Origin of the sequence: Streptomyces sp. NPDC002935 (assembly GCF_040611295.1) — a bacterium.
In the GTDB taxonomy this organism is placed as follows: domain Bacteria; phylum Actinomycetota; class Actinomycetes; order Streptomycetales; family Streptomycetaceae; genus Streptomyces.
In genome coordinates, this window is the sequence record NZ_JBEXNW010000013.1 from 229,958 (window position 1) to 241,304 (window position 11,347).

Below are 11,347 nucleotides of genomic sequence, written 5' to 3' on the forward strand. Positions count from 1 at the left end.
CCCTCCCGTCCGGCCGGCCGGACCTCCCACCCGGTCTGGTCTAGACCGCAGCTCCCCGACTGCTACCGTCGCCCCCGATGAAGCGGGACCGAGAGGGGACAGCGGTGGCGGACGAGGGCAGGCGGCAACAGCGGGCGTTCATCGGCTCGTTCACGGCGGCGGGAGGCCTCGGCGTCCTCACCGCGGCGGTGGACCCGGGCAGTGGCGCCCTGACCGTCCTGAGCGCGGTCGACGGTGTCCCCGACCCCTCGTACCTCGCCCTGTCGCCCGCGCGCGACGTCCTGTACGCGGTCAGCGAGACGGCCGAGGGCGCGGTGGCCGCGTACCGCGTGCACGCCGACAAGCCGGAACTGACCGGTCCGCCGATCCGGACCGGCGCCGGCGGCCCCACCCACCTCAGCGTCTTCGACGGACACGTGCTGACCGCCGACTACGGCTCCGGCAGCGTCACCGTCGTGCCCATCCGCCCCGGCGGCGGACTCGCGGGGGCCGCCTCCAGCGTGCTCCGGCACACCGGTTCCGGTCCGCACACGCCGCGGCAGCAGAGCCCGCACGCCCACCAGGTGCAGCCCGACCCCACCGGCCGCTGGGCGGTCAGCGTCGACCTCGGCACGGACTCCGTCCGGGTGTGCGCCCTCGACGGCGGAACGCTCACCCTGCACCGCGAGATCGCCCTGCGCCCCGGCTCCGGGCCGCGCCACCTCGCCTTCCACCCGCGGGGCGAGCACGCGTACGTCCTCAACGAACTCGCCCCGACCGTCACCGTCTGCCGCTGGGACGCCGCCGAGGGCTCGCTGCGGCCCGTCGGCGAGACTCCGGTGCTGTCCGGGGTCCCGGTCGGCGACGCGTATCCCTCGGGCATCGTCGTCTCGCCCGACGGCCGCTTCGTGTGGACCGCCACCCGCGGCCAGGACGTCGTCTCCGTACTCACGCCCGACGCGGTGGGCGAGGGGCTCAGACTGGTCGCCACGGTGCCCTGCGGTGGCGTCTGGCCCCGCGCGCTGGCCCTCGACCCCTCGGGCCGCTTCCTGTACGCGGCGAACGAACGCTCCGGCGACGTGACCTGGTTCACCGTCGACCCGGACACGGGCGTGCCGCGCCGTGGCGGCTCGGTCGAGGCGCCCGCGGCGTCCTGCGTGGTTTTCGGCTGATCCGGTCGATTCGGCTGCCCCGGGGGATTCGCGCGGGGCACGCCCGGCGCGCCGCCGGGTACGCCTCGCGCCCATGAGGAAGGGCCCCTCCTGCCACAGGAGGGGCCCTTTCGTTCCACTGGTCGTACGGGTGGTGCGGGTGGTGCGGGTGTACCGGCCGACTAGAAGGCCGGAGCTCCCTGGGTCTGTGGCGGCGCGATGCCCAGCGCCGACGTGTACTGGGCCAGCGCGAGCTTGCCGATCGCCGGGTACGGGCCGAGCGCCTCGGCGGCGCTGCAGCCGGCCTCCTTGGCGGCCGCGTCGAGCAGACCCGTGTCGAGCTCCGGACCGATCAGGTACGGGGCGAGCGCGAGCTGCTGCGAACCCGAGCCGCGCAGCTGCTCGGCGATGGCCGCGATGGAGCCCTCTTCGTCGAGCGCCGCCGCCATGACCGGCACCGCGAGCCGTGCGGCGAGCAGCATGCCGGTGATCCCGGCCGCCTGCACGGCCTCCTCGCCGCCGACGGTGGCGAGCACGATGCCGTCCGCTGCGGTCGCCACGGTGAACAGCCGGGCGCGGTCGGCGCGGGCCAGACCGGCCTCGGACAGGCGCACGTGCAGCGCCTCGGCGAGCAGCGGGTGCGGGCCGAGGACATCCGTCAGTTCGGCCGCGACGCGGCTCTCCATGACCGCCTGGCGGACCCGGCGCAGCAGCGCGTTGTCCGGACCGGCGAGCAGCGGCACCACGATGCCGACCGGCCCGTCGGGCGCGGCCGCGTCGGAACCGGCGGCGCGGGCCTGCTCGAAGCGCGCGGTGCGCTCCTCGGCGGCGTGGGTCAGCACGGACTGCAGCGTGGGGAACTCGTCGTTCCCGTCCAGGTAACCGATGCGGGCATCGAGGCCGGGGAGCTCGGAGCGCGCGATGCTCACGACCTCCTCGGCGAGGCTGCGCGTGGCCGCGCTGGGAGTGCCCGGTACCGCGAGGACGAGCGCGGGCGCGCCCTCGGGAGCCGCCAGGGGTTCCGGACGGCGGTGCCGCCCGGCTTGGCGGGGTCGCGGCATTCGTACTGGCAGGCCGGACGCGGGCCCAGTGGGGGAGCTCATGGCGTCGCATGTTACTGGTTTCCTGGGTTCCCCTGTTCGGGGAGGGTGCAGGTGAGCGGTATCCGTCCGCTTTTGTCTGATGAGTTACGTACGGATCAAAAGTGATCAGTACTCACGGACTTGTCGGTCCTGCGGCGAATTCTGGTCATCGATTTCCGGATACGACCTTTCGGCCACCAGGTACAACATCCGCTCGTCCCGGGGCAGTGCGAGCCGTCCGTCCGCCAAGTCGGCGGCGATCCGGAGCGCGCCGTCGAGCGGGTCGCCCGCGGCCGGCACCTCCCGGGCGTGCGGAAGCCGCTCGGCCAACTCCTCGCGCAGGGGTACGAGGAGCGGGGCGCCCATCTTGAACAGGCCACCGGTGAACGCGAGATGGGGCTCGCCGTTGGGCGGGCACGCCGCCGCGGCCGACTCGGCCATGTGCCGTGCGGAGGCCCGCAGGATGTCCGCCGCCACCGGATCGCTCCCGGCGTGAGTGGCTACTTCCGGGGCGAAGGAGGCGAGCACGGCGGCCCGGTCGGTGCGCGGGTACAACCGGCCCGGCAGCCCCGGCATCGGCCCGAACATCTCCTCCGCCCGCGCCAGCAGCGCCGTCGAGCCGCCCGCGCGGCCGTCGAAGGCCCGCAGGGCGGCCTCCAGGCCCGCGCGGCCGATCCACGCGCCGCCGCCGCAGTCGCCGAGCAGATGGCCCCACCCGTCGGCCCGGCGCCACGTCGTGAGGTCGGTACCGATCGCGATCATGCCGGTGCCCGCCGCGATCACCGCGCCGGCCCGGGGGCCGAGGGCGCCCGTGTACGCGGTCACCGCGTCGGCGGCCAGCGCGAGCCGCCGCACTCCGAGTTCGCGCTCCAGTGCCGTCGGCAACTCGGCCCGCAGTTCGTCACCGAGCGTGGCCAGTCCCGCCGCGCCGATGGTGACGGCCCCGAGCCGCTCGGCCCCTGCCTCGGCCATCAACCGCCGGGCCATCGGCAGCAGTTGATCCAGCAGATGCCCGGCCGAGATACCGCGCGGGCCGGTACGGACCGGCTCCTCGGAGCTCAAGGTGTCACTGAGCGGGGTCGGGGGAGCGGGCGGCGCCGCCCCCTGTCGTACGGGGGAGCGGGCATCGCCCGCCATCCCGTGCGCGGCGAGAGCCACGCGCAGCCCCGAACCTCCGGAGTCCACGGCCAGCACCACGGACGGGCCCGAACCGCCCGTCCGCCGGCCGCGTACGCCGTCGGGCGTCACGGCAGGCGCCAGTCCACCGGCTCGGCTCCCTGCCTGGTCAGCAGGTCGTTGGCGCGGCTGAAGGGGCGGGAGCCGAAGAAGCCGCGGTCGGCCGACATGGGCGAGGGGTGCGAGGACTCCACCGAGGGCAGATCGCCGAGCAGGGGGCGCAGATTTCGGGCGTCGCGGCCCCACAGGATCGAAACCAGCGGGCGGCCGCGGGCGGCCAGCGCCCGTATCGCCTGCTCGGTGACTTCCTCCCAGCCCTTGCCGCGATGGGCCGCGGGGCTGCGCGGAGCCGTGGTGAGCGCCCTGTTGAGCAACAGCACACCCTGTTCCGCCCATGGCGTGAGGTCGCCTGTGGACGGCGGGGGCGCCCCGAGGTCGGTGTTGAGCTCGCGGAAGATGTTGATCAGGCTGGGCGGCAGCGGTCGTACCTCCGGGGCCACCGAGAACGACAGCCCCACCGCGTGCCCCGGTGTCGGATAGGGGTCCTGCCCGACGATGAGGACGCGCACCTCGTCGAAGGGCTGCTGGAAGGCCCGCAGGACATTCGCCCCGGCCGGTAGGTAGGTGCGTCCCGCGGCGATCTCCGCGCGCAGGAAGTCGCCCATCTCGGCGATCCGTCCGGCCACGGGGTCCAGGGCTTTCGCCCAGCCCGGTTCGACGATCTCATGCAACGGTCGTGGTGCCACGGGCGTCACCCTACTGCCGTACCCGTGGCGGAGATCAAACCGGTGCCCGGCCGGCGACCGAGGATGACCGATTCGTCGTCGAAGTCGGTCGTCTCCGGCACAAGGCGCCTGTCATCGTGGGCCGTTGGAGACCCCGAGCCTCAGCCCACGACGGCCGCGCGGACGCACAGGACGTCCGGCAGGTGCGAGGCGAGCTGCTGCCAGCTGTCGCCGTCGTCCGCCGAGGCGTACACCTCGCCGTTGCGATTGCCGAAGTACACGCCCGCCGGGTCCGCGCCGTCCGTGCTCAGCGCGTCGCGCAGCACCGTGCCGTAGTGGTCCTCGGAGGGCAGCCCCGCCGTCAGCGGCTCCCAGCTCCTGCCGGCGTCCTCCGTACGGAAGACGCGGCACCGCCGGTCGGCCGGGACCCGGTCCGAATCCGCGTTGATCGGGAAGACGTACGCCGTGTCGCCGCGGTGCGGATGTGTCGCCGCCGCGAATCCGAACGTGGACGGCAGGCCGGCGCCGATGTCGGTCCACTGCCCGCCCGCGTCGTCACTGCGGTACACACCCCAGTGATTCTGCAGATAGAGCCGGTCCGGGTTCGCCGAGTCGCGCGCGACCTTGTGCACACACTGCCCGAACTCCGGGTTCGGATCCGGCAGGAAGACCGCGGACACACCGGAGTTGGCGGGTTCCCAGCTCGCTCCGCCGTCGTCGGTGCGGAACACTCCGGCCGTGGAGACGGCGACCGTCACGGCTCGCGGGTCGCGCTCGTCGGTGAGGATGGTGTGCAGCCCCTCACCGCCGCCTCCCGGGACCCACTTCGAGCGGGTGGGGTGTTCCCACAGAGGACGGACGAGCTCGAAGGACTCGCCCCGGTCCTCCGAGCGGAACAACGCGGCCGGCTCCGTCCCCGCGTACACCACGTCCGGCTCGGCCGCCGCCGGGTGCAACTGCCACACCCGCTCCAGCGAGGCGCCCGTCTCCTTGGGGAACTTGACCGCGGGCCGCGCCGGTTCGGTCCATGTCAGACCCAGGTCGTCGGAGTGGAAGACGGAAGGCCCCCAGTGCGCACTGTCCCCTCCGGCCAGCAGCCGCGGCCGGTCGCCCCGGGTGTCGATCGCGACCGAGTACACGGCCTGTGCGTTGAAGTACGGATTCTCGTCGAACTCCCAGGCGCCGTCGCGCCGTCGTCCGATGAAGAGGCCCTTGCGGGTGCCCACGGTGAGTAGTACGTCGGCCATGACCGGCCACCTCCGCGACGTCGGTGTCTGCGCTACGGGCCAGTCTGCACCCCGCCACTGACAGCCACCTCCGGGACGCGCCTGGCTCCCGGGAGCGGACGAGCCCAAGGGCACGGCGTGAGCATCGAGCGGAGCGGGCGCGTAAGGGAGGGAGACGTGGCGTGTCCGTGCGGTGGTGAGGAGGATGCCCTTGATGGCGGCATTCCGTGGTCCGAAGGTCTGGCTGTGGCGATGGCGGCGCAATCCGCTGAGGCGGCGCAGCGATGTCCTGGAGGCCTGGATCATGCTCGCGGCCTGGGCACTTACCGTGCTCGGCGGTGTGTTCACGGGCCTGGCGGCCGCTCGCGCCGTGGAGCACGCTCTCGCCCAGGAGCGCGCCGAGTGGCACGCCGTCCCCGCCCGTCTGGCCGAGGACGCCCCGGTCGCGAGCGCCACGGGGGCGGGTGATCGCGTCGTGTGGGCGAGGGTCCGCTGGACCAGGCCGGACGGCACGCCCCGATCCGGCCGGGTACGGGTCTACGCGGGCACCCCGGCGGGCACCCCGGTCATGGTGTGGAACGACCTCGACGGCCGCCTCGTCACCAGACCCACCACCGTCGCGGAGGCCCGGTTGCGGGCTTCTCTGGTCGGCGTCCTGGCGGGCGTGGGCGCGGCGGGGCTCCCCTTCGTCACCGGGCGGCTCCTCCGCGGACGCCTGGAACGGCGGCGCATGGAGCGCTGGGACGAGGAGTGGGAGCGGATCGGACCGCTGTGGGGGCGGATGACGAGCTGAGCGGGCGCTTCGGAGCCCTCACCGGTACCCGCGCCTCGCTGATACCCGCGTCTCGCCGGTGCCCCCGCGGCCCCGATCCCGCGCTCCGGCGTCGCTACGCGCCGTCCAGGGCCGCGCGAGTGGAATCGTCGTCATGCGGCGTCCAGGGCCGCACGGCAGTCCCGCAGGAGTCGTTCGTCCTCCAGGACGTCGTGGCTGCCGTGGCCGCCGGAACGGGCCCGGTGTCGCCGGGGCGAGGCGATCTCCGCGCGGACCAGGTCGTGCACGGGCCCGCCGGCGCCGCCCATCCGGACGAGGCACGCGGTGATGGTGCCCCGGGTGTACGGGTTCTGGCGCCAGGCCGCGCGGAACACCGGCAGGACGGGTTCAGGATCCCGGGAGATGTCCCACAGGGCGCACGCGGCGGCCGTCCGCTCCCACACCTCGGTGGAGTCCGTCAGGTGACGCAGCGCGGGAAGCGCGGGTGCGGCCGATGTCCCCATGCGGCCGAGTGCCTCGGCCGCCGACCGGGGGTCACCGCCGGCCGACTCCGAGGCCAGTGCCCGTAACAGCGGCGGAAGGACCGCCTCCGCGTCCCCCTCCACGGACCAGAGCGCGTCGGCGGCCGCCGTGGCACTCTCCCCGGCCAGCAGCTCCCGCAGCGCGGGTATCGCCTCACGCGCTCCCGCCCCGAACGCGCCGAGCGCCCCGGCCAGCGCCCTCACCAGAGCGTCCCGGAGCCGCAGTTCGCGCGGGGTGCCGTGCAGCAGCCGCAGCATCTCCGGCACGGCGGCGGCGTACCGCAGTGTGCCCAGAGCGGACAGCAGGGGCGCGGCCCGGCCGTAGGTCTCCGGGTCGTCGAGCGGGACCTCGGCCAGCCGCTCCCGCAGCAGCGGCGCCAGCGGCGCCGCGGCCGGGCCCAGATACCCGATGGTGTACCCGGTCTCGTTCGGCACCACCGGGTGGCGCAGCACCTCCGCGAGGGGCTGTACCGCCCGCGCGTCCCCGCACCTGGCCAGGGCCTTCAGCGGGCGGCCCAGCGTCGCCCTGCCGCACCCCCAGGAGTCAGGTCCCGACTCCACGAGCGCGGCGAGCCGGTCGGCCGCCGGCGCCGCCAAGGTGAAGAGGAACTCCAGGACATACACCGCGGCGCAGCGCAACCGCTCCTCGTCCGAGCCGAGTTGCTCACCGATCAACGCGACCGGCTCCTCGTACGCGGCACGCCATTCGCGGAACAGACCCGCCGACATCCATACGGCGTTGCACCGGTCGTCCGTGTCCTGGCTGCTCAACTGCCCCTTGAGCAGGGCGATCCGGTCCGCGGTGCGGGAGCCCAGCGCCCTGTGCAGCGTCCGGAGCAGCTGGGCGCCCTCCTCGTCCGCGGGGCGCATACGGCGCAGTCGGCCGATGAGCGTGTCGGTGGACGTCCGGGTGGGCTCACCGGACGGCCGGAAGTGCTGTGACCTGGTGTGGAGCAGCGCGACGACCGTGGGCACGAGGTCGGCGGGCAGGCGATCGGGGGCACATGAGGCGAGCTGTCCGAGCGCCGCGAGCCGCAGTCCCGGGTGGTGCGGGGCGGCACACAGCGACGCCAGGCGGTCCACGGCCGGGGCCGCGGACTCGGCGTACAGTCGCGCGAACAGCCCGAGGCTCTCGACCAGTGCCAGCCGGACGCCGTCCTCCGGCTCGTCTTCCAGCCGTCGGCTCAACAGGGCCAGCACGCGCGGCGGTTCGTCGTGGAACCGTACGAGCGCCGACGGCACGGCTCGGCGTACCTCCGCGTCCCCGTCCGGGACGAGGCCCAGGAAGACCGCGGCACCCGCCCGGACCGCGGCTCGCGCCATCGCGTGGTTGTCGTCCTCGGGGTCCTCGGCGTCCTGGCCGGGTACGACCTCGTCGTTGTCGGCGATCTCGCCTTGTTCGTCCTGTTCGTCGTGCTCCCCCCAACCGTCCCCGGCGTCCGATCCTCCGATGCTGGCGAGCAACTCCACGATCCCGCCACGGTCCGGGAGTTCCACGTGACCGACGAGCCTGAAGAGGAAGGGGATGGACGCCAGCGTCGAGTCGTACACATCGCCCTGGTGGTGCACGGCCCCGTACATTCCGTCGAGTGCGGTCTCCCGCTCCTGGGGGCTCGGCGAGGCCAGTCCCCGCAGCAGCTCCGGCACGTCCGCGGCGTTTCCGTAGGCATGCTCCATCGAGGCCCAGTCGACCTCGTCGATCCCCCTGAACACGGTGTCCCTCCCCAGGCGTACGGCCATTGATCGTGAGTGTGCACCACGGCACTGACAGTGACGCCCGACGCCCCCTCAGTCGATGGCGACAACCAAGCCAACTACGGCGCGAACGGCCGCTTCACGACGATTGGCCGGACCGATGCGGGCGAGACGGCCCGGAAAGGGGGAGGGGAAAGCCCGGAAACAGCCGCCGGACACCCTCCCGGGCGCCCGGCGAACGTGATGGGTGACCGCGCCTGCCGGCGTGGTCAGAGGCGTGGCGCCGACGACGCGGGGTGAGCATGCCGCGCCCCGGGCGCCACGAGTGGTGCTCCGGGAGGCTGTTGAGCCGGGTGTGCCCGGCGCCGGGAGGCGAACCGGGGCAGGGCGGGCGGAGCGAGGAAGCCCTCCGCGCGGGCCGCGGCGATACCGATGCGGGGAAGGTCGGCGCTCTTCTCGAAGAGGAGGTAGCGCGGTTCCCAGACTGGCCGGTACTTGGCGTTGGCCCGGTACAGGGATTCGAGCTGCCACCACCGCGAGAGGAACGTCAGCACCGAACACCACAGGCGCAGCACGGGGCCCGCGCCCAGCCGGGTGCCGCGTTCGAAGACAGAGCGGAACATCGCGAAGTTCAGGGAGATCCGCTCGACACCGATCTCCTCGGCGCGCAGCAGCAGTTCGATGACCATGAACTCCATGAGCCCGTTCTCGGAGTTCCGGTCGCGGCGCATCAGGTCCAGCGACAGCCCGCGCTCGCCCCAGGGCACGAAGCTCAATACGGCCCGGGGTTCCCCTTCGCTGTCATGGCACTCCAGCATCACGCACCGTCCGTCGGCCGGGTCTCCCAGCCGGCCGAGCGCCATGGAGAAGCCCCGCTCGGTCTCGCTGTCGCGCCACTGGTCCGCCTTGTGGGTCAAGGCGGCCATCTCGGCGTCGGGGATGTCCTCGTGCCGCCGGACGCGAACGGTGTGACCGGCGCGCCGGACCCGCTTGTGCGCCTGCCGGACGCCTCGCATGGCGCGCCCCTCCAGGGTGAAGTCGGACCGGTCCACGATGGCTTCGTCGCCGAGCTCCAGGGCGTCCAGGCCATGCCGGGCGTAGACGGTCCCGGCCTCTTCGCTCGCGCCCATCACCGCCGGTGTCCACGCGTGGCGCCGTGCCTCCCGCAGCCAAGCCTCGATCGCGCCGGGCCAGGCCTCAGGGTCGCCGATCGGGTCGCCGGAGGCGAGGGTCACGCCGCCGCCGACGCCGTACGCGATCGCCGCCTTGCCGCTCGGGGACCAGATGACCGCCTTGTCGCGGCGCAGCGCGAAGTAGCCGAGCGAGTCGCGTTCCCCGTGCCGGGCCAGCAGGTCCCGCAGCCGTGACTCGTCCTCCTCGCCGAGGAGTTCGAGGCCGCGCGGGGAGCGGAAGCACGCGTAGAGCACCAGCAGGAAGGTGGCGGCGATCAGAGCGTTGATCAGGATGTCCACCCAGCGGGGCGCGGCGACGCTGTCGAAGCGGTCGGCGAGCGGGCCGACACTGATTCCGCGCAACAGGGTGTACGCGATCCGGTCGCTCAGCGGCGTTCCCGCCACACGGTTGGTGGCGCTGACGAGCAGGGTGCCGAGGGCGGCGCTGACGAGCAGCCCGCCGGCGCCGACGGCCAGCGCGAGCCGGGGATTGGAGCGGTCCCCGACGGCGTGGAACTCCCTGCGCCCGAGCAGGAGGGCGGCGACGAAGAGAGCGGTGAGCAGGACCGAGAGCCAGTTGAAGCCGTGCCGTTGGTAGCGGTCCTGGGTCAGCGCCACGGTGTAGAGCGCGAGGAGCGGCCCGGCCAGCAGCAGGTTGAAGATCCACGCGGCCCGTTTGCGGCGCCGCATCACCAGCGCGAGAAACAGGGCCAGCGCCGCCGAGATCAGCCCCGCCGTGGCCAGATACGGCGTGAAGTACTCGCCTCCGTTGTGCTCGTGCACCTCTTCGCGGAACGGCAGCGAGACCACCGCGACGATGTTGAGCAGAGCGAGCAGCCGGAGGTACCAGACCGTGAACGCGGCCGCTCTTGGCCGGATTCCGATGCCTGCTCGTTCGGCCTGGGCCATCCGGCGCGAGCCGGCGGTCCGCTGTTCCGGGATGAGCGCTGACTGTTGTACGGACACCGTGGAGCATCACCTTGGGGAGAGGCCGGGGGAACCGGTGGGGGACAGAGGGCCGGAACACTACATGGTGTAGGGAATGGCGGGGTTATCACCAGGTGGAGGCGGCGTGGACGGGTAAGGAGGTGGTGAGAATCAGGCCCATGGGCCCGCGTCACATCAGCCTGGGGAGGCGGGCTTCGCGAGGCCGGAGTGGACGCGGAACCGTGCCGACCGGCCGCGGTGCGGCCGTCGCGACGACCGGGCCGAACGCCTTCGGCTGAACTCTTCGGCCGGACTCCTTCAGCCGAACTCCTTCAGGGGTGAGCCGGATTCCTCAACGGCCTTCCGAGGCTCCTCGGTTGGGACCCGTGTTCCCGAGATGTCTGCCCGGACACGGCTCCCCGCCGTCCCCGAGCGGGCGGTCGCGTGTGGTCGCCCGCCACAGGAGGTCCCCCAGTGCAGCGCCCGCGGCCACCAGGGCCGTGATCACTCCGGCCATGGTCAATCCGTCGCCGAGGTGCGGGCGTCCGTGCAGGGCGTGCAGATCGAACCCGCACAGGTGGTACACGCCCACCGCGGCGATCCCGAGACTCGGCACGAGCAGCGCCAGCACGGAGGCCGGTCCGCGTCGCGCGCGCCCGGCGTCACGTTCCTTCACGCGCTCCCCCTGATGTAGGACGCTCACCGCCCGGGACCCTACAGTACGTAGGGTCGCCCTGTCCTGGCCGTGCTCCGACCGTGTTCCGCCGGGTACCCCGGGGGACGCCCGCCATGCGGCGGCCGGGAACTCCGGGCGTGGGGGGGGGCGGGGGCAGGGCCCCCCCCCACCCGGCCGGGGGCGCGTTGTCTTAACACACCACGGCGCCCGGGCCCGCCCGCGGGGCAGGGGGGGGGGGGGTGGGA

General features: G+C 73.4%; 9 protein-coding genes. 2 read left to right on the forward strand and 7 right to left on the reverse strand.

What is annotated here, in order from left to right:
- The first annotated feature begins 104 nt into the window (after positions 1-104).
- Positions 105-1,151, forward strand: a complete 1,047-nt coding sequence (locus tag ABZX90_RS20195) for a lactonase family protein (protein WP_351127549.1) — start codon at positions 105-107, stop codon at positions 1,149-1,151.
- 161 nt (positions 1,152-1,312) lie between these two features.
- On the opposite strand, the gene ABZX90_RS20200 is transcribed toward ABZX90_RS20195, so the two are convergent.
- From ABZX90_RS20200 to ABZX90_RS20215, 4 genes are all read right to left on the reverse strand, one after another.
- Positions 1,313-2,233, reverse strand: a complete 921-nt coding sequence (locus ABZX90_RS20200; protein WP_355206584.1) for a hypothetical protein — start codon at positions 2,231-2,233, stop codon at positions 1,313-1,315.
- Between the two features lie 105 nt (positions 2,234-2,338).
- Positions 2,339-3,460 carry a BadF/BadG/BcrA/BcrD ATPase family protein gene (locus ABZX90_RS20205; RefSeq protein ID WP_355206587.1) on the reverse strand — a complete coding sequence of 374 codons (1,122 nt, stop codon included), beginning with the start codon at positions 3,458-3,460 and terminating at the stop codon, positions 2,339-2,341.
- A complete protein-coding gene (locus ABZX90_RS20210; protein ID WP_351127422.1) occupies positions 3,457-4,134 on the reverse strand; it encodes a uracil-DNA glycosylase in 678 nt (225 codons plus the stop codon). Before ABZX90_RS20210 ends, ABZX90_RS20205 begins: the two co-directional genes overlap by 4 nt.
- 140 nt (positions 4,135-4,274) lie before the next feature.
- On the reverse strand, positions 4,275-5,360 hold the full coding sequence (locus tag ABZX90_RS20215; RefSeq protein WP_351127420.1) for an exo-alpha-sialidase: 1,086 nt from the start codon (positions 5,358-5,360) through the stop codon (positions 4,275-4,277).
- 193 nt (positions 5,361-5,553) lie between these two features.
- Here ABZX90_RS20215 and ABZX90_RS20220 point away from each other — a divergent pair, with 193 nt between their 5' ends.
- Positions 5,554-6,132: a hypothetical protein gene (locus ABZX90_RS20220; RefSeq protein WP_351127418.1), complete on the forward strand. Its 579-nt coding sequence runs from the start codon at positions 5,554-5,556 to the stop codon at positions 6,130-6,132.
- A gap of 131 nt (positions 6,133-6,263) precedes the next feature.
- On the opposite strand, the gene ABZX90_RS20225 is transcribed toward ABZX90_RS20220, so the two are convergent.
- From ABZX90_RS20225 to ABZX90_RS20235, 3 genes are all read right to left on the reverse strand, one after another.
- Positions 6,264-8,372 carry a HEAT repeat domain-containing protein gene (locus ABZX90_RS20225; protein ID WP_355206590.1) on the reverse strand — a complete coding sequence of 703 codons (2,109 nt, stop codon included), beginning with the start codon at positions 8,370-8,372 and terminating at the stop codon, positions 6,264-6,266.
- 224 nt (positions 8,373-8,596) lie between these two features.
- Positions 8,597-10,408: a phosphatidylglycerol lysyltransferase domain-containing protein gene (locus tag ABZX90_RS20230; RefSeq protein WP_355206621.1), complete on the reverse strand. Its 1,812-nt coding sequence runs from the start codon at positions 10,406-10,408 to the stop codon at positions 8,597-8,599.
- A 370-nt stretch (positions 10,409-10,778) separates the two neighbouring features.
- Positions 10,779-11,102, reverse strand: coding sequence for a hypothetical protein (locus ABZX90_RS20235; RefSeq protein WP_355206593.1), 324 nt, complete (start codon positions 11,100-11,102; stop codon positions 10,779-10,781).
- Between the last annotated feature and the right edge of the window lie 245 nt (positions 11,103-11,347).